Genomic DNA, 25,231 nt, shown 5'->3' on the forward strand with positions numbered 1-25,231 from the left:
CAGTTTGCAATGATCTGTTACTGAATTGATCCAAATCCACCTCCCGGAGTTCAAGCCGATTGCGCCGTCGTCATGGGCGTTCGCGGCCAGGCCTGTTGTTGCAATTCAATCCAAGCGTTGAGGTTGGCCCCGACCATGCCTTTGCGCCACATCAGCCACGTGGTGGCACTGGCGAACGGCTCGGCCAGCGAATGCACCGATACCCGCTCGCGGCCCGGCAGGCTGGCCAGCATCGACTCGGACATCAACGCCACCCCGGACCCGGCGATCACACACGCCAGCATCCCCTGGTAAGACTCGATTTCCATCGCCCGGCCCATGGTCGCGTGATCATGGGCAAACCAGGCCTCTAATCGCATCCGGTACGAACAACCACGCCGGAACGTGAACACCGCGCGGCCCTGCACATCCAGGGCACTGCGAACCGGCGGATGATCGGCCTCGGTAATCAGCACCAACCGCTCGTCGCACAACGGCACGCCATCCAACCCCGCGAGCTCCAGCGGGCCGTCCACCAGCGCCGCGTCGAGCCGGTTGGTGAGCAGGCCTTCAAGCAGCTCGCCACTGGGCCCCGATTGCACTTGCAGGTTCACCGCCGGATACGCCCGGTGATAAGCCGCCAGCAGGTCCGGCAAATGCGTCGCCGCCGTGCTGTACATCGTGCCCAGCAGGAAGTCCCCGGCCGGCTGCCCGCCCTGCACGGCGGCATGGGCCTCGTCGTGCAAGGCGAACAGCTTGGCCGCGTAGTCCAGCAGGACTTTTCCTGCCGGCGACAACTGCAAACGCTGACGCTCCCGCAGGAAAAGGTCCACGCCCAGTTGCTCTTCAAGCTGCTTGAGCCGGGTCGACAGGTTCGACGGCACCCGGTGCAGGCGCTCGGCGGCCCGGGTGATGGAACCTTCCTCGGCCACGGCCTGGAAAATCCGCAGTTGGCTGAACTCCATGACCTTCTCAAAAAAAGAACAAGTTACTCACTATTATTCATTTTTAATGAAAGTCAATCAGTCCTAGCCTGACGGTCATTCGCCCCGACACCGGAGAACGACCATGTCACCTCTTATTCGCCTGCTCGGCAGTTTCATCGCGCTGATGATGGCCATGGGCATTGGCCGCTTCGCCTTGACGCCCCAGTTACCTCATTTGATCGGCGAAGGTCAGGTCGACTTGACCGCCGCCGGTCTGATTGCCGCCGCCAACTACCTGGGGTATTTCCTTGGCGCGCTGGACGCCATGTTCGCCCGTCGTCCGGAACAGGTGCGGCGGCGGTTGCTCGGCGGCCTGTGGCTGTGCGTGCTGCTGACCCTGGCGTCGTTCTGGGCCTGGGGCTTCTGGCCGCACCTGGCGTTGCGCTTCGGCACCGGCGTGGCGAGCGCCTGGGTGATGGTGATGATCACCGCCCTGAGCCAACCCTTGGCCGCGGCGGTGGAACGGCCACGGCTCGGTGCCTTGGTGTTTGCCGGCCCGGGCCTGGGGATTTTCCTGACCGGCCTGCTCGCCCTCGGCTCGAACCTACTGGGCCAGACCTCCGCCACCCTGTGGCTGGTGTATGCCGGCGTGGCCTTGGCGATGTTGCTGGTGATCTTGCCGATCCTGCCGCAGCCGGCAGCCGCAGCACCTGTCGCAGGGCCGACCGCCCCTTCGCCGAACACCGGCATCGCTCGACTGGGCGTGGTGTACGCCCTGTACGGCGTGGGCTACATCATTCCGGCGACGTTCCTGTCGCAAATGGCCTCGGCGCAGTTCCACGGCCAATGGCTGGCCGATCTGTTCTGGCCCTGCTTCGGCCTGGCCGCCGCCAGCGGCGTGTTGCTGGTCAGCCGGCGGCGGCCGAACCCGAACACCACCGGCCGCTGGCTGATCGGCACGCTCTGGCTGCAAGCCGCCGGGGTATTTGCCTGCCTGCTGGGCAGCGGGCCGGGGCTGGCGCTGGGGGTGATCCTCTGTGGCACGCCGTTCCTGGCCTGCATGCAACTGGTGATGCTGCGCTCCCGGGAACTGGCGCCCCACGCCACCCAGCGCAACGCTGGCCTGTTGACCGCCTGCTTTGCCGTGGGCCAGCTCAGCGGCCCCCTGTTGGCGGCGCTGAGCAGCCATTTCAGCGGCGGCCTGCAACCGGCACTGATCATTGCCGGCAGCGGCCTGGTGCTGGCCGGTGGCCTGTTGCTGCGGCCCGCCAGCCGGGGCGCGGCGAACCCTTGCGCCCAGACCGCCCTGCGTTGATCAGGCCTGGCCGGCCGGGCTGAACGCCTTGCTCGACTGCGTGGCCGGCTCGCGTCGCGCCAAGGCGAAATACAACACCCCGCCGAGGAAGCAACCGGTAAACCAGGCAAAATTGGCCATCGATTGCAGCATCGGCGTGAAGGTGATCGCCACCCCCATCAGCGTCGCCGGAATCAACGCCTTCACCGCCGTCCAGTTGATGCCGCCGCTGTAGTAATAGCGCCCGCTGGGCCCGTCATTGAACAGCGCATCGACGTCGATCTGCTGTTTTTTGATCAGGTAGTAATCCACCAGCAGAATCCCGAACAGCGGGCCGATAAACGCCGCCAACACGTCCAGGGTGTAGTGGATCACTTCAGGGTTATTGAACAGGTTCCACGGCGTGATGAAAATCGAGGCCAGCGCCGCGATCATGCCACCAGCGCGCCAGCTGATTTTGCTGGGAGCGACGTTGGCGAAGTCGAAGGCCGGCGAGACGAAGTTGGCGACAATGTTGATGCCGATGGTCGCCGTCACGAAGGCAAAGGCCCCCAGCAAGACCGCCACGTCGTTGTCGATGCGCGCCACGGTGGCTATCGGGTCGTGGAGCATTTCACCGAACACCGGCAAGGTCCCGGAAACAATCACCACGGTGACCAGGGAGAACGCCAGGAAATTCACCGGTAATCCCCAGAAATTACCCCTGCGCACGTCAGACATGCTCCGGCAGTAACGGCTGAAATCGCCGAAATTCAGGGTCGGACCGGAAAAGTACGACACCACCAGGGCCGTCGCCACGATCACTTGGCCGAACGCCTGCCAGCCGGACAAGGACTTTTCCGCCAGGGTGAAGCTGATGTTGCTCCAACCGGCCTTCCACACGATCCAGCCGGCCAACAGGAACATCACGGCGTACACCACCGGCCCCGCCCAGTCGATGAAACGACGGATCGATTCCATACCGGTCCAGAACACCAGCGCCTGGACGAACCACAAGCTGAGGAAACCGAACCAACCCAGGTAGGACAAACCGGCAAAATGCGGCGTCGCGTAGACCTCCATCGAAGGAAAAAACCGCAGCACCACGATAATCAGCGCGCTGGAGGCCAGGTAAGTCTGAATGCCGTACCAGGCCACGGCGATCAAACCGCGAATGACCGCAGGAATATTCGCCCCGAACACCCCGAACGCCAGTCGGCAGATCACCGGGTACGGCACCGCCGCCTGTTGGCTCGGCTTGGCGACCAGGTTGGCGATCAACTGCACGATGCAGATCCCGCCGAGCAAGGCGATAAGCACCTGCCAACTCGCCAGGCCCAAGGCGAACAGACTGGCGGCGAAGACATAACCGCCCACGCTGTGCACATCACTCATCCAGAACGCGAAGATGTTGTACCAATTCCATTTCTGCGGCAGTGGGCCCAGGTCCTCGTTGTAAAGGCGGGGGCTGTAGCCATTGGGCAATTGCTCGGACATTGCGGGGCTCCTTTGAGTACCGCCGTGCCCCCGTATCGACCTGCTCACCATACTGCGCACGGGAGCCGGCATGGTTTGTATACGCGTTTCCACGCAGAATGCGTGCCATAGGCGCTGGATGTTAGACAAACCGGGGTGTGTGGCGCAGAGAAACACCACGCAGGAACAGGCATACGCCCACGAACAGGGCGCAGGTGCATGCTAAAGGTGCAAGATTTTGTATACAGCGAAGATCAACCTGTGGCGAGGGAGCTTGCTCCCGCTGGGGCGCGAAGCGGCCCCTTCGAACATGCTACCTCGGTGTCTTAGCTTGGATTGAGTGCATCTGGTTTGGGGCTGCTTCGCAGCCCAGCGGGAGCAAGCTCCCTCGCCACAGGAATTGTGTGCAGTTAGCTCAATTCAATGCGATCGGCATGAATGACAATCTGCCCATTCTTGTACAGCGCACCAATGGCCTTCTTGAAGTTGCCCTTGCTCACGCCAAACAGGCTGCTGATCAGCGCCGGGTCGCTCTTGTCGCTGACCGCCAGGGTGCCGTTGTTCTCTCGCAACTTGGCGAGAATCTTGGCGTTCAGGCTAGTGGCAGCTTCCTGGCCCACCGGCTGCAGGCTCAGGCTGATCTTGCCGTCTGGGCGAATCTCCTTGATGAAACCTTTTTCCTGCATGCCCGCGCGCATGAACTTGAAGATTTCGTTCTTGTGGATCAAGCCCCAGTGCTTGTTATTGATGATCGCCTTGAACCCCATGTCGGTGGCTTCGGCGACCAGTAAATCCACTTCCTGGCCCGGCGTATAGTTGGCCGGGGTCTTGTCCAGATAGCGATCCAGGCGTGCCGTGGCGGTGATGCGACGGGTGTGCTTGTCGAGGTAGACGTGCACCACGCAGTATTCGCCGGCGGTCATTTGGCGCTTTTCTTCGGAATACGGCAGCAACAGGTCCTTGGGCAGGCCCCAGTCCAGGAACACGCCGATGCTGTTGACCTCAACCACTTTCAGGCTGGCGAACTCACCGACCTGCACTTTTGGTTTTTCGGTGGTGGCGATCAGTTTGTCGTCGCTGTCCAGATAAATAAAAACATTGAGCCAGTCTTCATCTTCGCTGGGAATATCCTTGGGGATATAACGGTTGGGCAGCAGAATTTCGCCGTCCGCCCCGCCATCCAGATATAAACCGAAGTTAGTGTGTTTAACCACTTGCAAACTGTTGTAGCGCCCGACTAAAGCCATTTCCAATACCCTCATTGCGTGGGCGGCATTCTACCCGGTTTTGCGGCGCGATTCGTGGCCGCCGGCAAGGTTTGCCTGGAAGGCCCGGCACAACCGTTGATTTTCCTGGGTTTCCATCCGAGGCACAGCCATTCGTCAGGCCGGAGACGGTGCATGCCGTCCTTTCTCGGCACAATATTCTTCACACGGTTGTTATTTAAAACAGAGGCTTAGGGCAATTATTGCCGGATAACGGCTGATTATTCCCATCACGCTGGCGATAATTCAGAAGGATATTTGCCAAGCAATTGTCAAGTATTTCCTGTACGATGCCTGGCCCAATTAATTATCTACAGGTTAATGGCCGTCATGCGCGTAAAAGCATCCAACAGCAAAGCAAAGCCAGCTCCAGCCGTTGAAACCAGCGAGTCGATCAACGACCAGATCGCTGCGTTCCTCAAGTCCGGCGGCGAGATCCAGCAAATTGCCAAAGGCGTCAGCGGCCAGACATTCGGCCCGTCCAAGCAGATCAGCCTGGGCAAGAAGTAACCTGCGCGTCACCTGGTCCCAAAGCGCTTTGAGTTTCGAAGCGCTTGGACTGGAACCCTCCCCGCCCTATCCATTTCCCATGAATCGACGAACGGCCTTCGCAGCCGAGCATTCGCCGGTATGCTTTCACCTCTCTAGCCCAAGCGTTTCAGCTTAGTTCCTGCTCCTCGCTATTTCATGGAGTGAAGCATGCGTATTCCTATTGTTGCGCTGGCGATCAGCCTGCTGACGTGCTCCCTCGCCCAGGGGCAGGTGTTCCAACGCGAACTCGGCGACTTCGATCTCAAACTGGGCACCACTCCCAGCCGTAGCATGGCCGAGGGCCTGGTCACGCCGTCGAGCACCGGCTCGTTTCATGGTGGGTTGGACCTGAGCCATGACAGCGGCTGGTACGTTGGCCAGTGGTCACCCAGCGCCGGCCTGACATCGTCCGCCGACCTTGAGGTCGATTCCTACATGGGCTTTAAACAACCCTTCGACCAGACCCTGGGCTACGAAGTCGGCCTGATCCACTACAGCTACCCCACCGTCGATACCCTCGACAGCCAGGAGTTCTACGGCGGCCTGACCGTGCTCGGCAGCCGTTTTGGCGCGGCCCTGAGCAACGACCCGGACAAACAGAACAGCACACTGTTCGCCGACCTGGGCGGCAACGTGCCGTTCGGCATTGGCATCAGCGCCAAATACACCACCCACCAACTCAATACGCCAGTCTCGGTGGAGAACGGTTATGTCGGCAGCTTCAGCGACTGGTCGTTGAAAATTTCCCGTCCGTGGAAGGGCCTCGACCTGGATCTGATCTACAGCGACTCAAGCCTCAGCGGCAGCAGTTGCTCGGCGTACTCGGGCCACAACAGCGAGTGCGACAGCCTGCTGACCCTCAAGATGGCCCACCCTTTTTACTAAGCGTTACGCATTTAATCGGCTGAACTGCCGCGCGTCTGCGATGCTCAAACAAAGCACCTACGCCTTCGCAAGGACTCGCTCATGCCGCGCTGGTTGACCCGCACTGCCATGTTCATCGCCCTGTTGCTGACGCTCACCGCCTGCAGCCGCATCGGCCTGGCCTACCGCAACCTCGACCTGATCATCCCCTGGACCCTCAATGATTACCTGGACATCAGAGGCGAGCAAAAAGACTGGTTCAACGAACGCCTCAAGGACCACCTGACCTGGCATTGCACAACCCAATTGCCCGACTACCTCGACTGGCTGGATCGCCTCAAGACCATGGTGAAAACTGACCAGGTAACCGACGAAGCCTTGCAACAACGTACCCAAGAAGCCAAGGCCGCCATCGCCGAAACCGCACGGCAAATCACTCCCTCGGCCATCGAACTGCTGCAAGGCCTGAACGACGACCAAGTCGATGACATGGATGCCGCCTTCGTCAAGGATCAGCGCAAACGCCAGCAGCAGTACCTCAAGCCGACGTTGCAGGAACAGATCCAGGAACGCAGCGACCGCATGGTCAAACGCTTGGACGACTGGCTCGGCCCGCTCAACGAAGCCCAGCACCAACGGGTGATGGCCTGGTCCACCGCCTTGGGTGACCAGAACCAGCAATGGATCGCCAACCGCGCCCACTGGCAAAACCAGTTCAGCGAAGCCGTGGCCCAGCGCCACAGTCCTGACTTCCCGAAACGCATCGAGCAACTGCTGGTCAATCGGGAAAGTCTCTGGACCCCGGCCTATCACGAGGCCTTCAGCAAAACCGAAGCCCAGGCCCGCAGCCTGCTGGTGGACCTGATGGCCGAAAGCACCCCGCCCCAGCGCGAACGGCTGCTGAAGAAAATCGACGGGGTGAAGAAGGATTTCACTGACTTGAAGTGCCTGAAAGCAGCACGATCTTAAAACCACTGAAGATCCAATGTGGGAGCGAGCTTGCTCGCTCCCACAAGGTTTGTGCCTGGTTCCTAGGCAATCTGCGCCTTGGACGCCAAATCATCAAACGTAAACTCATCCAGCGCATCGTCCTGCTCATCCAGCACCTGGCGCGGATGATCATTGCCCGGAATGCTGCTGTCGATCAGGCTCAACAACCGCGAGCCACGGGGCGTCAGCACGAAGTTCTCGCCGTTACCGCCCTCTTCCTCCGGCCGCGGCTCGATATAGCCACGCTCCAGCAGTAACTTTTCATACTCCCCGGCGACCGCTTTCAGATGATCGAGGTTCTCGATTTCCTCACCCGCCGCCGCCTTCTGAGCTGCGTATTCCTCCGCATAAGGCCTAGGCGTAAAACTGTGGCCGGCGCCGTTCTGCACTTCGTGCAACAACTTTTCGATCAAGTCCCAGTTATAAGTCGTCATCCTGGTCCATCCTCTGAAGAGTGAGATGCCTACCTAGGTTGTGACCGAGGTGCTGCGCCGCCGTTCAGCCAGGTTTCCGGGCGCAATGCTGTTTACTTGAGGCCTATCCAATTTATTGTGGCGAGGGGATTTATCCCCGTTGGGCTGCGAAGCAGCCCTGAATCCAACCGCGCGGTGTACAAGCTTAACGGCTAGCTATTTCACAAACCGACCAACGGCCTGTCGAATTCATCCAGAGCCAGACGACCACTTACAGAAAGTGCCGACTCAGCGGCTCTGCCATGCAGGAGAATTCATCATGAATGTTGAGAATCATCCGGTCGTCTCGCGGGAAGAGTGGCTCGCCGCCCGCCGCCAACACCTGGCCCACGAAAAAGCCTTCACCCGCGAACGAGACAAACTCAGCGCCGAACGCCGCGCCCTGCCCTGGGTAAAAATCGACAAACCCTACCGCTTCCAAGGCCCCCACGGTGAACTGAGCCTGGCCGACCTGTTCGGCGGCCGCAGCCAACTGATCATCTACCACTTCATGTTCGGCCCCGGCTGGACAGAAGGCTGCCAGGGCTGCTCGTTCCTCTCCGACCACATCGACGGCGCCAACCAACACCTGGCCCACCACGACGTGGCCGTGGTCGCCGTCTCCCGCGCCCCCTTCGCCGAGTTCCAGCCGTTCAAGCGCCGCATGGGCTGGACCTTCGACTGGGTCTCGTCCAACGGCTGCGACTTCAACTACGACTTCGGCGTCAGCTTCAAAGCCGAAGACACCGCCGGTGGAAAAGCCACCTACAACTACGAAAAAACCGACACCACCGAAGGCGAACTCCCCGGCCTGAGCGTCTTCTACCGCAACGAAGCCGGCGACATCTTCCACACCTACTCCACCTACGCCCGTGGCCTGGACATGCTGGTCGGCACCTACAACTACCTCGACCTGACGCCCAAGGGCCGCAACGAAGACGAAATCATGGACTGGGTGCGGCATCACGATAAATACGACGAGGCCAAGCCACACAGCTGCTGCCACAGCTGATGCGCCAACCCACACAAGTCGAGCGCGATCCCCGTGGCGAGGGAGCTTGCTCCCGCTCGACTGCGCAGCAGTCGCCTGCAGTGCCTGACCCGCGGCAGCCCAAAAAGCCGACTGATGCAGGGCTAAAGGTCCTACACAAAGCTCGGAAAGTGGCGTCTTGTGGCTCTGGAACGGGGCGATCTATAGTCCGTTGTCGCCCAAGAAGCGACCGGGTTTGGCGACCCGATCCACAGAGAGACTCATTAATTTTCGAGGCTCTGAATATGACCAGATACATGCCCATCACCGGCATTGACTGTACCCCCGCTACCCTGCTCATCGACACTGAGGCCCCGCTCGACGTTCTTTTCGAAACGGCTGATTACCGCATTCGCACCGTGACCCAACTGCTGGAAAACATCGCGTTTCGTTCAGATATCAGCTCCGATACGGTGGTGCTTTCGGACTTTTGCAAAATGCTAACGATAGCGTTGCGCGATGGGTGTGATTTGATGGACGTGATTGGGAGACGGTTGCGGGCGCAAGCTGCTGAGTAACGAAAACGGGCGACCTCTGGGTCGCCCGTCTCACTTTCTAATTAGTGGAATAACAAGGCACACGCTTGACCCTAAATATGCAGCCTTGCCTTTTCTGTATTTTATAGACTACATTTCATGAAGAAGATCGAATCCAGCAAATTCCGATCCTGGCTGAAAAAGCTCAAGGATGGCACCGGCAGAGCTCGTATCACCTCACGGATCAACCGACTGATAGAGGGCTTACCTGGCGATGTCGCTCCAGTCGGCCATGGTATCAGTGAGCTACGAATTCACTACGGACCTGGCTACAGGGTGTATTTCTACCAGCAGGGCGACGTGCTGGTGATTCTGCTCTGTGGCGGCGACAAAGGCAGTCAGAGCCGCGACATTGAAACCGCCCACCAGATAATGCAGGCGTGGAGAGCACAAAATGACTGAGACTTTTACAGAATTTGACCCCGCAGAATACCTCAGTACTCCCGAAGCCATCGCGGAGTTCATGAGCGATGCTCTGGAAACCGGCGATGCAAGTTACATCGCCAAAGCGATGGGGGTAGTCGCGCGAGCTAAGGGGATGACCGAATTGGCCAGGGAAACAGGCCTGTCGCGCGAACAGCTATACCGTTCCTTCAGCGAGCATGGTAATCCCACTCTGAAAACACTCCTGGCGGTCATGAAGGCACTTGGTGTCGATATGACGGCTCGGCCACACACGCACACTGCGCCGTAGTCCTAATGGAAGAAAAAAGGGGACGGAAAAAAGGGAAAAAAGGGGAAAAAGGGGACAGATTTATTTTCGCGGCTCAGTCCTCGGCCGCCCCTGCCCTCGCTGCTCTACCCGCACACCCACAATCCGCTCGACCTCATCTACGAAACAGCTTGTACCCGTCAGTTGACCTCGCTGCAAAGCATCGCGGATTAATCGAAGCTGATCAGTCGGAATGGCCTGGCGCACAAACTCTTCATACCGAAGCCACCGCTCCATCGGGGTATCACCTAAAGCCATGAAGCAGGGATCAGCATCCAACCAGCCCCCACCAGATTCATCATCTACCCGACTTCGATAGCTCGACCATGCATAGTCTGCGACATCGGCGACCATGCGAGCGCGCACAGGATTCAATTCAATGTAACGACTACAAGCGAGCAAATATGAATCCGACTGCACCACACTGGATTTGTAACGACTTTCCCACAAGGTGCCTGAGCGCCCTTCCAATCGATTGCGATAGCGCGTCGCACGGGCAGCCAGTGCTTTCATCAATTGCCCCAGTCCAGCGGTTGACTCCCCAGGAGCTAGCAACAAATGGACATGATTCGTCATCAGGCAATAGGCGTAGACCTTCACCCCGAACGCATCTTTTAGCTCGCGCAGATCAGAGAGATAGCGCTGATAATCCTCTGCCGCCGCAAACACCACCTGCCGGCCTCGCTGCACTACGTGATGCGGGTAATTCGGTAAAACAATACGTCCCATCCTGGGCATATTTGATTCCTCCTCCATGGAAGTTTTCAGCGTAGCAAAAAATCAAATAAATCTGAGAATCATCTGGCCGGCCTCCCCACCTCACAGAGGTGGCGCAAAATTCAAGGTGCGAACTTAGACTTTTGTACCAACTGCAAAATAAAAGCCATGCTAATTAACTTACTAAACTATCCACTCCACCTCAAAATCAACTAGCTGGGCCTGAAGCCCTGCCTCATGCTCGAACCAGTAGTCAAACCCTTCAACATCACTTTTCTTCAAGTAAAGACAATACCCGCCAGTGTCGCCATCACGGTCGTCCGCAACAACAATTTCCCAGCCAGAATATTCGCCAGTGACAACAATACCCTTCCGAACGATAGACATATCCATATCCTAGTCCGCATAGGGAACATGATTTTTAGAAATATATTTTCAAGAAATCCGGAAATCCGGGGACAGACCACGATTAAAAGACTAGCCTGTTGCCAGTCAACTCCTAATCGTGGTCTGTCCCCGTTATCCCCATCACAGAAAACGTGGTCTGTCCCCGTTTTCTCACTTTCAGATCCCTAAAAATTAATGACACCAGTAAAGCTAGCAACTAAGCGTACATGCTCAAGCATCAGCTTGTCGTCTTCATCACTACCGCTACCTAACCCAAGCTCAGACAGTTTAGAATACGCATCGCTGAGTTCTTCAAAAACATCATCTGTAAAAGGATCATTCCTAGCAAACGCCACTCCCCCCCTTATCGCCACGAAAAATAAAGCGGTGAAGGCCTGAACCCTTACCCTGTAAGCTTTGGAATGCAAAAACGCATCCATCTCATCATAAGCGTAAGCAAAGGCCTGATAGATTGTTAGACCTTTATTATAAGTAGCTTCACCATACGAAGCCTGCATCTCATACAACATATCGGAATAACTCAAAGAACCTCCAAATCAAACTCAATCACGTGTAAACACATTCAACTGGATATTTGGATAACGTTCCCTAAATTGTAAGATCACACCTGTACAGCTTGGACAAACTGCTTTTTCAGAAAGCAAGTTTATACGCCCCGCTGCGTTAGTATTCTGGCCAAGTCTCTGCGCAACTGTTTCCAGGATCTTAAATTCAGTATCCGCATCTCTCAAATATGCACCAGGCCCACCTATATATTTTGAAGTTGCGCTTTCCGGCTTGAGAATCCAAGTATCCAAGCTTCCATTTGGCTTTGGTAGGAAATCGTCAACACGCTGATCGTACCCGCTAAAAGACTTCATTAGCAATTGTTCACTGGATAGCGCAGGTATGTTGACCTCTGCAAAAGCAACGTTGCCTCTGTCAGGTAAATCCTGCCGAACATCCTGAACTGCTCCTATCAGCCGATTACGAATATCCGGAGAACTGTTGTTATCCAGATAAACCAATACGGATTTAGGTCCTTGTACCACGCTACCTACAGGCGTCTTCCCGGTTGTTAATCCAGAAAGTCCACCTTCTAGCGCAACCCCAATACCAATACCTATGGCGGTACTGGATGCCTCATTCGACTGTACCACCCCAGCACCGCCGCCCTGCATGATATGCAGATTGTCCAGAAAGCCCTTCAGACGAAGCTCCTCTGGAATCTTCAATACTGAGTTCCAGGCCTCCTGCACATCAGCCGCTGCACAGCTAGGACAGTTGGCCGCTCCCATTGCCCAAAGCGCCGCCTTCGACGGACCGCTTGCCATGCCCTCCACTGCCAAGGCGAATCCTTCCTGGCTTCCTCGCCCCTTGGCATCAAGCACTTCGCGCATGTAGCGTGCATCGGTCCGGTAGTCCAGCGGATCAACCAACGCAACGTTCTTGAGCATTTTTTCGAGTGAGGTCTTGTCTTTGAACAACTCGACCAAGCCAACACGCTCATTGTTGTAATCGGCCAACGACACCTTGAACAAACTGTCGTTCTTGTACTGATTCAACTCCACTCGAAGATAATCAGCTGCCCTCGCCGTCTTGCCCTCCGTCAGCACGCTGTCCCAACCACGGTCTACCATGGCAGCGGCGGTGCGTAGCAGTTCCTGCTGTGCTTTTTCTTCGGTTAAGCCATTCTGCGCCGCGTATCGTTTTACGCGCTCTTTATCGCTGGCAAATTCGATTTCATCCGGGTGCAACTGACGGTTGTATTGCGTACTGTTCTGCGCAGCCCATGAACCGGTTTGCAAGTCTGCTGCATTGCCGCCTGCCGCCGCCGCGAGCACCCCGATCAGTTGAGAGTTCATCACCAGAAGCTTTTGCTTCTGCTCGGGCTGCATTCCCTCGTACTGCTTGGCCAGAGTATCAACCAGAGCCTCGTTCAAACCCGCAGCCAATGCGCCAATCTTGAAATCTCCCCCGGCAGCCTCAGCCGCCAGTCCGCCCATGACCGCGTGCAAGCCAACCTTGGCCAGCCCCCCTTCTTTCAAATCGAATTTCTTGCCAAGATCCCCAACGAGATTGAATCCCGCCGCAGCAAAGGTGTTCGCCAGGCTGGTACGCAGGGCATTGTCGAACTGGCTGTCCCCACCCAGCGCTCGGTCCAATAAGGTTGACGTACCGTTCTGCAGCAGTTGGTTAGCGCCGAACCGACCGATGCCTTCCAAACTCCCTAAGCCGCCTTCGGCAATTACCTTGCCTGCGTTAGGCAAGGCGCCCTCCACAGTGGTGGTGGTACTGGTCATCTTGTCGAAGATGCTGGCCGTCAATCCCGCCGTAACCCCCGACACCACATAACCGCGCAAGGCATCCGAAGAAGTTACATCCTTAAATACGGCGCCCAGGTTTCCGCCGTTATTGATAAAGCTGATGGTGGCGTTGCTCGCAGCGCCCGTTGCGATAGCCGTGAGCGCCACGTTCGCCCAACCGGCAGCCACTGTTGACCCGGCTGCAGCGCCGCCGGCTACTGCCGATGCGGTGGCTGTTCCGGCTGCTGCAAAGGCGGTACCTGAACCAGCAGCTGCGGTGCTCCCAGCCATAGTGCCGATCAGACCGCTGGCGGCACCTGCGGTGAAGTACACCACGAGGATCGCAATGATCATCTGCACAGCCGGCCCCATTCCGGAGTGGCTGTACTTATAGGAGTCATGGACTTCCTTGACCTGCCGCCAATCCACGTCACCGCGTTTCTCAGCTTCCGCCAACCAGGCCAGTTGCGGGTCTGCGTCGACCATTGCCTTGATCGACTGGTGGACGGTGTCTTGGTTGACCTGTTTAAGATCAATGTTCAACCCATCGACTGCTTTGATCGTGATGGCACCGGCAGCGACCATCTGTGTCTGACGCAGAGTTTCGTCGGTGTGACCTTTGCCCGACATCGAACTCCAGGCCATGCTGCTTTTGCTTTTTGAATGGTCTTCTTTATCCAGATCCTTCACACCTTCGAAGGTAATCGAGCCACCACTTTGTATCGTCAGGTCATTGCCACTGTTCAGCTTGGCTACCTGATAATGCTGATCCTCACCGGAAACCAAGGTCAGATCGCCCCCAGTGGTAATCTCACTCCCCACATGAGTCACCTTGGTCAGCTCATCACGCCGACTCTGTTTCTTCCCCCAGCTCCCCTTCTTCTTTTTCTCATACAGCGAATAATCGCTGTCCTGCGCGGCCAGAAGCGCCAGGCTTTCTCCAGCCACCAGATAAGCTTCATCACCGGCGTTGATACGGCTGGAGATAAGCGCCATATCTTTCCCGGCATCCAACCTCACGTCGCCTCCAGCACTGATAGCGCTGCCGATCTGTTTGACGTGGTCCTTTTGGGCCGTGACCTTTTTCGACTTGTAGTAAGAGTGGGTTTCGTTGGCGCCGGAGGAGATTGTCATGTTCTCGTCGGCGGCCAGCGCTACATCGCGATCAGCACTGATCTGGCTCGCGATGGCGTTGAAGTCTCGACCGGCATTCACAACAACGTCGCGCCCTGCATCCACCTCCGAGCCCAATTGAGTGATCGAACTTCTACGGGTACCACCGGTGTTAGCGGTCTGTTGTTGCGCAGAAACGATATTGACATCCCGCCCTGCATTGATTTGGGTGTCGCGTCCGCTGACCATGACGCTGCCAACGCTGTTGACGTCTCTACCAACCCCCATGGTCAGGTCGTTGGCCGCCTCGATACGCGAGGCGTTATCCGCATAGTCCTGCCGCTGCGTGTAGCCCTTGTTGCTGATACTTGCGGTGGTCAACGTGCGCTCGTTGATTATGTCGCCAACGATCGCATTCATGCTGACGTCACGCCCGGCGATGATGCCGCCGGATTTATTGACGATGTCGTTGCCGGCCAACAGGTCGAGACGGTTGCCGGCTTCAATCAATCCGCTGTTCGTCAGGTTCTCGCCAGCGGATGCGGAGAGGTTATTCGTAGCCCGAAGCGTGCCGGCGTTCTCTAGATCCTTGCCGGCAATCAACGTAACGTTCTGACCAGCAATCAACGCACCATTAGGCGCCAGACGATTATTGGCCTGGGCCAGGTACAGCACCGGCACCAGCACCTCTTCACCGTTCACTTCGTGCTCTTCGAGCCAGACGATGTCGTGGGTCAGGGCGGCGACTTGTTGGGCGGTGAGGGTGACGCCTACCGACAAGTTGAGGGCGTCCTTGCTGGCGATGGCGTTGTTCATCAGGTACTCGAACATCGCCTCATCGGAGGTCTGGCCGTCGATAAAGCGTTGGCCGGTGCGGGCGACGACGGCCTGCTGGATGAGTCTTTGCTCGAATAGGCCATCGCCCAGGCGCTTGGCGCTGATGTTGGGGTCGTAGCCGAGGTTGCGCAGCAAATAATCCGAGCTCATGAAAGTCTTGAGTTCGGTGAGAACCGGATTGGTTTCGATCAGGTATTTTTGCGGTTTGGAAGCCACGGTTGCGCTTGGTAGCCCCGTGACCCGCGCCAGCGTTTGGCCATTGACAGGCGCTGGCGCGCTTACCGAGGCGTCGGTTGGACGACTTATGCCGATCGGCGGCGTGCTCGAAGTGTCCAGTGCAATGTCGACGCCACGGGTGATGGTACCGTCAAGGGAATGCCCTGGCAGTTGCGGCGTGCCTGTGGACGAGTCCGTTGGAGCGGTGACCTGAATGGCGGACGCGCCAGCCGTGACGCCGCCGCTCTCACGATTCAACAACTGCACCTGTCGTTCGGCGGTGGAAACCTGGGTGGCATCGGCGATCTGGATGTCGCGGACATTGGCGGTTGGAGTGGCGGTGGATCGATTCGATGCGCTCACGCTGGCGCCGCCGATTGTCCAACTCTGCGACACGGCCGGCGTCTGGGAGACTGACGCATCGCTGGCAGCCTGCCCGCTGAGTCGGAACAGGCCGTTTTGCCCGGTGGGGAGGCTAAAGCCGGGGAGTGTCAGGGGGTTTATTTGTTGTTGAGCCAAGTCCGGTGGGAGCTGGCTGTTCAGGGTCACGACCGTGGTATTGCCTGAGCCTGAGGCGGCGGTTGTGACATTGCGCGTCGACGTTGAAATGCCTGCTGAGAACGGGCGTTCTACGCCATTGGTGATTTTGTTTTTTGCGGTAATGGAGACGTTGCCGCCAGCCTGGATGATGGCTGGAGCAAAATTGTCGGATGCAGTGGACGTAATTATTGTTTGGTTAAAGGGCGTGAGTTTCTTTATAAAATCAGGCAAATCTATCTGAACACCATCCTTATACTTAGATTGCTCAAAATCAACTTCCGGATACCCTCTAAAACCACTTCCATTAATAGAAATTACAGCCGGACCGATCACTTGGTAATATTCTTTATCAATAGGTTTGGCCCCTTGCACTGCAACACGGGATTGCACAGAGCTCTCAACACCGGAAGAATTCCAAAAACGAATATCTTGATTGTAACCAGAATCGTTATACGCATTGTAATTTACTATTGAACGCATCTCTCCAATCTGTTCATTAGCTGAATACGCTATATATTGATAACTCGTATAATCACCCAAAGCAGTGCCCGAGTTATCAAAATCATCAACAACAATAGAAATATTTCCACCTACTGTGGTCGACGAGTTTGAATTGGTGAATGAGGTCCCCTTAACATTAAGATCCCCACCCGCACTCAGCGAAGCCGACTTCGCTGTAGAGTCTCCGGATACCACTACACGATATTGCTGTTGATAGACGAGATGATAGCGTAGCCAATCAATTCCATATTGAGGAAGCGAATCGCAAGTATTGCAACGAAAACCCAACGCCGAAGAATACAACTCCGCCTCAGTCTTAAAATCCCCGCGCTTATTAATAATCGAATCCGCATTAATGGAAAAATCCCGCCCACTCTCCATGGTGCCCGAATCATTCTCCATCAACGCCGACCGTCCCCCCAGATCATTGCGCGCTACATCAATGTTCTCTAGGGCATAAACATCCGACTTACGGTTGGTAAAACTCCCCACCCGCAATTTCATGTCCGCCCCACTGAACAAAAACCCACCTTGATCGTTCAGCAAGGTCGAAGCCGTCAGTTTCAAACCATCCGCACCGGCAACCGTCCCATAGTTATTAATGGTGCCCGCCGTGATATTCAACGCACCCGCCGATGTCAGCCGCCCGTAGTTGTTCAGGCTGCCCAGGCCACCGCGCCCACCGATCGTCGTGGTCCCGCCGCCGGTGATACTGGCCACGCTACTCAAGTCGATCGCAGCGGCATCTACCGTCATGTCGCCCAGGCTGGTGACCCGGCCATTGCCGCTATATCGCCCAGTCAACTGCAAGCCCAGGCCACCATCACTGGCGATCAATCCATTGTTGACCCAGTTCCCGCCCGTACCTTCCAACCGAGTTGAAGCCAACAGTTGTCCAGTTTCAGTCTGGGTGAAATTGTTGACGTCGACCGTCAGCCGCCCGGCCTGGATGACGCTGGTGTTTGTCCAGGTGTCGGCTTTTAGCGTCAAGCCGCCGCGGGTGACGATGTCGCCGCCGGCGCCGGTGACGTTGGCCAGGGAGATGTCGAACGTGCCGTCGCCCAGATGCAGTAATTGGCCGCCGCCATTGAGGAAGCTGTTGGCGGACAGGGTCAGGTGACTGTTGGCGCTTTCCAGCTTGCCATTGCGGTTGTCGAAGAGGCTGCCGATCTGGAAGTCGGTTTTGCCCGTTACCCCAAGGGCACGCAGTTGGCCCGTCTGGTTATCGAGGCTGGCGGCGCTCACCGCCAAGGTGCTGTCGCTTTCCAGAATGCCGCCACGGTTGGTCAGGGCGCCGTCCAGGTCCAAATTGATGGCGTTGCCGGCGATCTGGCCGGCGGTGTTGTCCAGGCTGGCACCGGTGCCGCTGACCTTGATCAGCCCAGAGGCATAGAGACCGCCACTGCGATTGTTCAGGCCGGCGGTGTCGATGACGATATCGCCCGCCTGCGCGGCAATCCGGCCACCGTTGTTGTTCAGCCCGGCCAAGGCGCGCAGGTCAAGGCGTTGGCCTTGAATCACACCGCCCTTGTTGTTCACATCGAAGCCGTTGCGCAGCACCCCTACGGTTCTCGCCTCAAGGGCGCCCTTGAGGCTGGCGAGGGTGCCGCCACGGTTATCGATGTTGGCCGCGATCACGTTGACATCGCCGGTTTGGGCGATGAGTTTGCCGCCCTGGTTGTCCAGGTCCGCGCGCAATTCAAGACTCACACCCGTCTGGCCTTGCATCTCGCCTTGGCCGTTGGCAAGGCTCGCGGCATTGAGTTCAACGTCCGCCGTCTGGCTGTAGATCAGCCCGTTGGTATGGTTCTGCACGGCTCCGGAGGCAGTGACCGTCAGCGCATTTTTCGCGGCGACAGTGCCGGTATGGCTGTTGTCCAGGGTGCCGGTGCCCAGGGTCATTTCGCCCTGGCTGACCAATTGACCGCCTTGGTTGTTGATCGCGGTCGCATCTTTCACCGTCAACGGACCAGCGCTGGCAAGCTTGGCGCCGTGGTTGTCCAGGGCCCCCTTGAGATTGAGGGTCACGGCGGCGTTACCGCTCAGGTTGCCGCCGCTGTTGTCCAGGCTGGTGCCGGTGAAGCTCAGGGCTTTTTGTGCGTTGACAGTACCGCCGGCATTGCCCAGGGTCATGGCGTTCATGACCAAGGTCGCGCCGCTGTCGATCAAGCCGCCTTGGGCGTTGTTCAGCAAACCGCCAGTGACGGTCAGGGTCTGGTCGGCGCCGCTGGACAGAATCCCGCCCTGGTTATCCAGGCTGGCAGCGCTGACAGTGAGTTTTTTCTGGCCGACCAGCGCACCGGTAGCGCTGTTGAGCAGTGCCCCGCTGAGGGTGACGCCAACGTCTCCATTGCGGCTGGAGAGCGTGCCATTGTTGCGGTTGTCCAGGCTGCTGCCACTGACCTGCAAGTCTTGCCATCCAGAGATCAAGCCGTTCTGGTTGACCAGGCTATCGCCATCAAGGCTCAGGTTCTGACTGCTGATCAGCTTGCCGCCGCTGTTATCGATCGTCTGGCCGCTGAGGTTGAAGCTCTGGCTGCTGGAGATTTCGCCACCCTGGTTATCAAGGTTGCGCAGGCCGTTGACGGTCAGCAAACCTTTGGCGGTGATCAGGCCGTTGCGATTGTTCAGGTCATGACCGCCGAGGTTCAGCGTCACGGCTTGTTCGCCCAGTAGACGTCCACCGTTTTGGGTCAGCGCCGCGAGGGTCAGGTTCATATCGCCCTTGGCCGACACTTCGCCGCCGTCGCTGGAGTCCAGCGAATCGGCGCCGAGGGTGAGTCTGGATTGGGCATTGATCAGGCCGTTGGCGCTGTTGTCCAGGGCCATGGCGTTGAGGACCAATGCACCGCCCGCCAACACGCTGCCACCCTGGTTGTTCAAATTGCCGCTGTTGAGTGTCAGCAACTGCGCGGCGCTGATCAGGCCTTGGGCCTGGTTGTCTATTTGTTGGCCAACCGTCAGGTCGAGCTTGCCACGGCTGGTCAGGGTGCCGCCGTTGTTGTTCAGGCTTTGCGCAAGGACATTGACGCTGGCCGCGCCGATCATGCCTTTGACGTTGTTCAGCGCCAGGGCGATGCGCAGGGTCAGGCCCTGGTTGCTGAGCAGCCGGCCGCCATCGTTGTTGAGGTTTTGTGCCGCCAGGGTGAAGGCTTGGGCGCTGGAGATTTCACCGCCCTGGTTGTTCACGCCGAGGAGGTTTTTCAGCAGCAACGTACCGGGGGCGTTGATCAGGCCATTCTGGTTGTTGAGCTGGCCGTTGTTCATGTCCAGGCTCAGCGAGGTGTTGCTGAACAACTGGCCGCCCTGTTGATCCAGGCCGGAAACCGAGGCAGTCAGTGCGCCCTGGCTGCCGATGCGGCCGCCGTCCTGGTTGGTGACCTGGGCCGTCTTGAGGGTCAGTGTGCTGCCGCTGTTGAGGCGTCCGTTCTGGCTGTTGTTGAACGCGCCGGTAGAGACGTTCACCGCGCCTTTGCCGCTGATGTTGCCCTGCTGACGGTTGTCCAGGGCCGTGCTGCTGAGCAGCAACGCGCCGTCGGTCACCAATTCGCCGCCCTGGTTGTCGAGGCGGCCCAGGCTTTTAACGGTGAGGTTGGCGGCGCTGGACAGGCTGCCGTCGGTGTTGGTCAGGTTGGCGGCGCTGACGTCGAGGGCGCCTTCGCTGCTGATTTGACCCTGACTGTTGATCAGGTCGCCACTGAGGTCGATGCGCTGGTTCTGCTGGCTGACCAGATAGCCGCCGCTGTTGTCCAGGGAACCGCCGTCGAGGCTCAATTGTGTCTTGGCACTGAGCAGGCCTTTGGTCCGGTTGAGCAGCTTGTCCACGGTGAGCTTCAGGGTTTGCCCGGCGAATATTTGGCCGCTGTCGCTGTTGTCGAGGTTTTTGCTCACCAGTGTGACGCCGGTGTTACCGCTCAGCTCGCCGCCACGGTTGTCGAGGTCGTCAACGTTGATATCCAGCGCTTTTGTCGCGCCGATCAAACCGGCCTGGCGGTTGTCGAGGCTCGACGCTTGCAACGTCAGGTCCGTGGTGCTGACCAGTGTGCCTTGACGGTTGTCCAGCGCAGTGACGGTGACGTCGAGCCCGGCCTTGCCGGCGATACTGGCAGCGCGGTTATCCAGGCGATCAGCGTTCAATACCAGTGCGCCGTCGGCGATCAGCGAACCGCGCTGGTTGTCGAGCAACGTATCGACCTTCACATCGAGCTGATCGCGACTGCTGATCAGCCCATCGCTGTTATCCATGCTGGCGCTGTGGCTGTCCACGGACGCAGCCGAAATAATCCCTTTGGCGTTGTTCAGCGCCTGCACGGTTCGAAGCATCAGGGCTTGGTTGCTAAGCAGTTTGCCGCCGCTGTTATCGAGGTTCCGCGCGGCCAGGGTGAACGCTAGCCGGCTGGAAATTTCACCGCCCTGGTTGTTGACGTCCTTGAGGTTGCTCAGCAGCAACAGACCCGCGGCATTGATCAGGCCGCCCTGGTTGTTCAACTGGCCTTGGTTCATGTCCAGGCTGACGCTGGTGTTGCTGAACAACTCTCCTTGCTGTTGATCCAGCCCGGTGACCGATGCAGTCAGAGCCTGACTGCTGGCGATACGGCCGGCGGCGTTGTTCACCTGAGTGGCGGTGAGCGCGAGGGTGTTGCTCGAGGTCAAGCGCCCGCCCTGGCTGTTGTTGAGAGCGCCGGTGCTGACTTGGGTGGCGGCGCTGCCCGAGACCAGGCCTTTCTGGCTATTGTCCAGGCTGGCGCTTTTGAGGCTCAGGCCGGCGTCGGTGCTGATGGAGCCACCCTGGTTGATCAGCCCACCCTGGCTGACAATGGACAACGCGCCGGCACTGCCGAGGCTGCCGGCGGTGTTATCGAGGCTGCCGGCGTCGACGCTCAGTTCACCTTCGCTGCTGATCAGGCCTTTGTTATTCAACAATGCGTTGTCGAGTGTGATCACCAAAGCATTCAGGCTACTGAGTGCGCCACCGCTGTTGTCCAGCGTACTGCCCGTGAGCATGAGGCGGCCTTGGGCGTGGATCAGCCCCTTGGTCTGATTGATCAGTTGCGCAACTTTCAATTCAAGCGTGCTGCCGGCAATCAATTTGCCGCCGTCGCTGTTGTCCAGGCGTTGAGCGCCAACCTTGACGTCCAGCCCTGCAGACAGTTCGCCCGCCCGGTTATCGATCTGCTCAACCTGCAAATCCAGCGCTTTTGTGGTGCCGACCAAGCCACCGTTGCGGTTATCCAGAACGCTGCCGGTCAGGCTCAGGTTGCCTTGTGATACCAACGCGCCGCCCTGCTGTTGCAGGGTATCGATCCGCGCGGTGAGGTCGGTTTGGCTGGAGATGCGGCCAAGGGCGTTTTGCACTTCATTGGCCTTCAAGTTCAACGGGCCGACGCTGCTCAGCAGGCCACCGCTGTTGTCCAGCCGCGTGACTTCGACACCGACGCCGGCCTTGCCGGTGATGATCCCGTTGTTACGGTTGTCCAGTTGCGCGACCGTCAGTTGCAGCGCTTTGTCGGCGCGGATGTTGCCGCCACGGTTATCGAGCGAATCGCTGCGCACGGTCAGCAGATCGACCCCGGTGAGACGACCGCCGCGGTTGTCGAGGCTATCGGTTTGCAGGTCAAGTGCGCCCTTGGCGATCACTTCGCCCTGGCTCTGGTTGTCCAGCAGGCCGCTGATGCGTGCGCTCAGGCTGCCGTCGCTGATCACTTGGCCAGCGTTGCCGTTGTTCAGGCTCGCGGCCTGGATGTCCACGACCTTGCCCGAACCGAGCACACCCTCGCGGTTGTCCAGCGCGCCGCCCAGGCTGATGTTCAAGGCGTTATCGCCCAGCACCTGACCATTGCGGTTGTTCAGGGTCATCGCGTTGAGCCGGGTCAGACCGGCACTGGACACTTCGCCCTCCAGGTTGGTCAGCGTTCCATCGACGTTCACACTCAGGTCGGCGTCGCTGCTCAAGGTGCCGCTGCTGTTGTCCAGGCTGGCTGCGCGCACGGCAAGGCCATTGGCCGAGACCAATCCTTGGGCGTTGTTCAACGCCTGGGCAATGGTCAGGTTGAGGCCCTGCTTGCTGACGACTTTGCCGGCGCTGTTGTCCAGGCTGTTTGCATTCAGGCTGAAGGACTTGTCGCTGGAGATCTCGCCGTCACGGTTGTTCACAGCGGCGAGGTTGTTCAACAGCAGCGCGCCGGGGGTGCTGATCAGCCCGCCCTGGTTGTTCAATTGCCCATGGTTGAGGTCAAGGGAAAGGCTGGTGTTGCTGACCAATTGGCCGTTCTGTTGCTCCAGCCCGGTGACGCTGGCGTTCAGGGCCTTGGCGCTGGCGATGCGACCGGAGGTGTTGTTCACCTGACCGGCCTTCAGTAGCAGCGTGTCACCGCTGATCAGGCTGCCACCCAGGTTGCTCAGGGTCGCGGCGCTGTCGATGCTCAACGCACCGACGCTGGTCAACTGACCCGCATCGTTATTGATACCGGCGGCTTTGACGCTGGCGGTGGCGTCGCTTTTGAGGCTGCCTTGGGCATTGAGCAGTTGCCCGCGCAGGTCCAGGTTCATCCCTCGCTGGGCATACAGCGACCCCTGGCGGTTGTCGAGTTGGCCGGCGTTGACCGCCAGGACGCCTCGGGTCGAGATCAATCCGAGGCTTTGGTTGGTCAGGCGTTCGAGCGTCAGGCGCAGATCACCATAGGCAATTACTTTGCCGCTGTTGCTGTTGTCCAGCTCGGTGCCGGTCAGCGTCAGGACACCCTGGCTCGACAGCTCACCGCCGCGGTTATCCAACTTACCTACATCAAGGCTGGCGGCCTGGGTTGTGGTGACGACGCCGTTCTGACGGTTATCCAGGCTCGCCGCATCGAGCGTCAGCAGCCCCGCCGACGACAGCAATCCCGCCTGATTCAGCAACTGCGCCGAAATGCTGGCGGTGAGCGCACCGTCACTGAGCAAACGGCCTGCGGTGTTATCCATCGACGCAGCGCTGAGCTGCACGCTCTTGCTTGAAGTGAGCCGGCCGCTGCGGTTGTTCACTTGGCCGCTGGCATTGATATCCAACCCCTGCCCTGCCGCGACCAGGCCAGCCACGTTGTCCAGCGACGCAACGCGCAATGTAACGCCGCTCAAGCCGGTGAGTTCGCCACCGTTGTTATTCAACTGCCTGACATTGGCCGTCAGGTTGCCGTTGCTGCTGACCGTGCCCTGGGTGTTGAGCAGCGTGTTGGCGGTGACGTTCAGCGTATTGCTGCTGAGCACCCGTCCTTTACTTTGATTGTCCAAGGTCGCGGCGTTGACCGTGGCGGCCTGCCCGGCGCTCAGCGTCCCACCCTTGTTGCTCAGCGTCTGCGCAACGTCGACTGTGAGGTTACGACTGGCAACAACGCTCTTACCGTTGTTACTCAGACTCTGCGCCTCCAGGCTCACGTCCCCCGCCGCGTTACGGGTGTTATCCGCGTTGACCCCGGCCTCGATAATGCCGTTGTTGGTCAACTGCCCACCCGCGTTCAGCGTAATGCTGTCCCGCGCCGCAAGACTCTGCTGGTTGCTCAAGTTGCCCTGGGTCTGGGCGTTCAACCTGGTGCCGGCGTAGGCCGGACCTCGGGCATCAAGGCTCGCGGCTTTGACATTGATGGCGCCACTGGCCGAGGTCTCTGCCAGGCTCAGGCGGCCGTTGGCATCGAGCTGAATGTCGCCGCCGCTGGCGATCAGTTTGCCGTCCAGTTTCACGCCGACGCCAGCTTCGGTGCCCACCAGCTTGATAGTGCCTGCGTACATGCCGCCCAAGGCCGAGGAGTCGATGGCCAGTTGCGGTTTGGCGCTGCCGTCGTCCGCCCGGGCGGTAGCGTTGAGGGTATTGGCGTTGACGTCGTTGCGCCCGGCGACGATGGTCAGGTTCTTGGCCTGGATCTCGGCATTGATCCTGGCACTGCGAGTAATGATTTCGAAACTGTCGACGTTGTTGGCGTTGAGGCCCGCGCCTTCGATGGCGACGCTGCCCTGGTCAACCTGGTAGCGGCTCACCTGACCGTTTTCGATGATCGGCTTGCCCGTGGTCAGGGTCGCCTTTGGGGTATTGATGAAACCGCAGCCATTACAGCTGATGCCGTAAGGGTTGGCGACGATGACGTGGGCCGACTGCCCTGCCACTTCGGTGTAGCCGCGCAACTGGCTCGGGTTGCCGCCATTGACTTCGTTGAGAATGGTGGTGGCGGCCGTGCCGTTGAGGTTTGGGTTGCCGAGGATGATCCCGCCCAGTTGCGTGGACTGGGTTCGGTTTGTGGCGTTGTTGAGGATTACGCCGTTGCTGCCGACGTTGTAGTCCTTGAATTGGTTGTGGGACAGACCGCTGCCGTTGGGTTTGGCGATGTTGACGATAGGCACACCATTGCCTGCCTGGCTGAGGCCGGTGCCCGGTGCGCTGACCACAATGCCGTCGGCCTGGGCCCACAGCGGTTGCCAGAACATGACGTTGGCCAACAGGAACGCCAGGCCGCGCTTGGGCATGCCCCAGAACCGGTCACGGGCGTGCAGGGCTGCGGAAGGTTGGCGGGCCAGGAAGGCGTATTGGCGGTCGTCCATGTTCAGGTCTCGTTG

16 protein-coding genes are annotated in these 25,231 nt (G+C 58.7%); 8 read left to right on the top strand and 8 right to left on the bottom strand.

The window, feature by feature from the left end; genetic code table 11:
• Positions 1-50 precede the first annotated feature (50 nt).
• Positions 51-944, bottom strand: a complete 894-nt coding sequence (gene ptrR, locus V7773_RS10065; RefSeq protein WP_063322451.1) for a putrescine utilization regulator PtrR — start codon at positions 942-944, stop codon at positions 51-53.
• A gap of 103 nt (positions 945-1,047) precedes the next feature.
• Between ptrR and V7773_RS10070 the strand changes: the two genes are divergently transcribed.
• Positions 1,048-2,220, top strand: coding sequence for an MFS transporter (locus V7773_RS10070; RefSeq protein WP_092150974.1), 1,173 nt, complete (start codon positions 1,048-1,050; stop codon positions 2,218-2,220).
• On the opposite strand, the gene V7773_RS10075 is transcribed toward V7773_RS10070, so the two are convergent.
• On the bottom strand, positions 2,221-3,675 hold the full coding sequence (locus tag V7773_RS10075; RefSeq protein WP_092347168.1) for an NCS1 family nucleobase:cation symporter-1: 1,455 nt from the start codon (positions 3,673-3,675) through the stop codon (positions 2,221-2,223).
• A gap of 389 nt (positions 3,676-4,064) precedes the next feature.
• Complete coding sequence (locus V7773_RS10080) at positions 4,065-4,901, bottom strand: CvfB family protein (protein ID WP_060738695.1); 837 nt, start codon at positions 4,899-4,901, stop codon at positions 4,065-4,067.
• Positions 4,902-5,240: 339 nt separating this feature from the next.
• On the opposite strand from V7773_RS10080, the gene V7773_RS10085 reads away from it, so the two are divergent.
• The 3 genes from V7773_RS10085 (at position 5,241) to V7773_RS10095 (ending at position 7,283) form a co-directional block, all read left to right on the top strand.
• A complete protein-coding gene (locus V7773_RS10085; protein WP_018607615.1) occupies positions 5,241-5,429 on the top strand; it encodes a hypothetical protein in 189 nt (62 codons plus the stop codon).
• A 189-nt stretch (positions 5,430-5,618) separates the two neighbouring features.
• A complete protein-coding gene (locus V7773_RS10090) occupies positions 5,619-6,335 on the top strand; it encodes a TorF family putative porin (RefSeq protein ID WP_072341448.1) in 717 nt (238 codons plus the stop codon).
• 81 nt (positions 6,336-6,416) lie between these two features.
• Positions 6,417-7,283 (top strand): DUF6279 family lipoprotein, encoded by an 867-nt coding sequence (locus V7773_RS10095; RefSeq protein WP_336073259.1) that lies wholly within the window; start codon positions 6,417-6,419, stop codon positions 7,281-7,283.
• A gap of 62 nt (positions 7,284-7,345) precedes the next feature.
• Here the strand turns inward: V7773_RS10095 and V7773_RS10100 are convergent, their stop codons facing one another.
• Positions 7,346-7,738, bottom strand: coding sequence for a hypothetical protein (locus V7773_RS10100; protein ID WP_063322456.1), 393 nt, complete (start codon positions 7,736-7,738; stop codon positions 7,346-7,348).
• 298 nt (positions 7,739-8,036) lie between these two features.
• Here V7773_RS10100 and V7773_RS10105 point away from each other — a divergent pair, with 298 nt between their 5' ends.
• From V7773_RS10105 to V7773_RS10120, 4 genes are all read left to right on the top strand, one after another.
• Positions 8,037-8,768 carry a DUF899 domain-containing protein gene (locus tag V7773_RS10105; RefSeq protein ID WP_336073260.1) on the top strand — a complete coding sequence of 244 codons (732 nt, stop codon included), beginning with the start codon at positions 8,037-8,039 and terminating at the stop codon, positions 8,766-8,768.
• A gap of 263 nt (positions 8,769-9,031) precedes the next feature.
• Positions 9,032-9,304: a hypothetical protein gene (locus V7773_RS10110; protein ID WP_336073261.1), complete on the top strand. Its 273-nt coding sequence runs from the start codon at positions 9,032-9,034 to the stop codon at positions 9,302-9,304.
• Positions 9,305-9,421: 117 nt separating this feature from the next.
• Entirely contained in the window at positions 9,422-9,724 is a 303-nt protein-coding gene (locus V7773_RS10115; RefSeq protein WP_063322458.1) for a type II toxin-antitoxin system RelE/ParE family toxin, read from the top strand.
• A complete protein-coding gene (locus V7773_RS10120) occupies positions 9,717-10,016 on the top strand; it encodes an addiction module antidote protein (RefSeq protein WP_063322459.1) in 300 nt (99 codons plus the stop codon). Before V7773_RS10115 ends, V7773_RS10120 begins: the two co-directional genes overlap by 8 nt.
• 60 nt (positions 10,017-10,076) lie before the next feature.
• Here the strand turns inward: V7773_RS10120 and V7773_RS10125 are convergent, their stop codons facing one another.
• From V7773_RS10125 to V7773_RS10140, 4 genes are all read right to left on the bottom strand, one after another.
• Positions 10,077-10,772, bottom strand: coding sequence for a transposase (locus V7773_RS10125; protein WP_336073262.1), 696 nt, complete (start codon positions 10,770-10,772; stop codon positions 10,077-10,079).
• A gap of 162 nt (positions 10,773-10,934) precedes the next feature.
• Positions 10,935-11,144 (bottom strand): hypothetical protein, encoded by a 210-nt coding sequence (locus V7773_RS10130; protein WP_336073263.1) that lies wholly within the window; start codon positions 11,142-11,144, stop codon positions 10,935-10,937.
• A gap of 179 nt (positions 11,145-11,323) precedes the next feature.
• Positions 11,324-11,683 carry a hypothetical protein gene (locus V7773_RS10135; protein ID WP_336073265.1) on the bottom strand — a complete coding sequence of 120 codons (360 nt, stop codon included), beginning with the start codon at positions 11,681-11,683 and terminating at the stop codon, positions 11,324-11,326.
• An 18-nt stretch (positions 11,684-11,701) separates the two neighbouring features.
• Positions 11,702-25,216: a two-partner secretion domain-containing protein gene (locus V7773_RS10140; RefSeq protein ID WP_336073266.1), complete on the bottom strand. Its 13,515-nt coding sequence runs from the start codon at positions 25,214-25,216 to the stop codon at positions 11,702-11,704.
• Positions 25,217-25,231: the final 15 nt, after the last annotated feature.

The organism is Pseudomonas sp. 3JA (assembly GCF_036961705.1).
Taxonomy (GTDB): domain Bacteria; phylum Pseudomonadota; class Gammaproteobacteria; order Pseudomonadales; family Pseudomonadaceae; genus Aquipseudomonas; species Aquipseudomonas fluorescens_Q.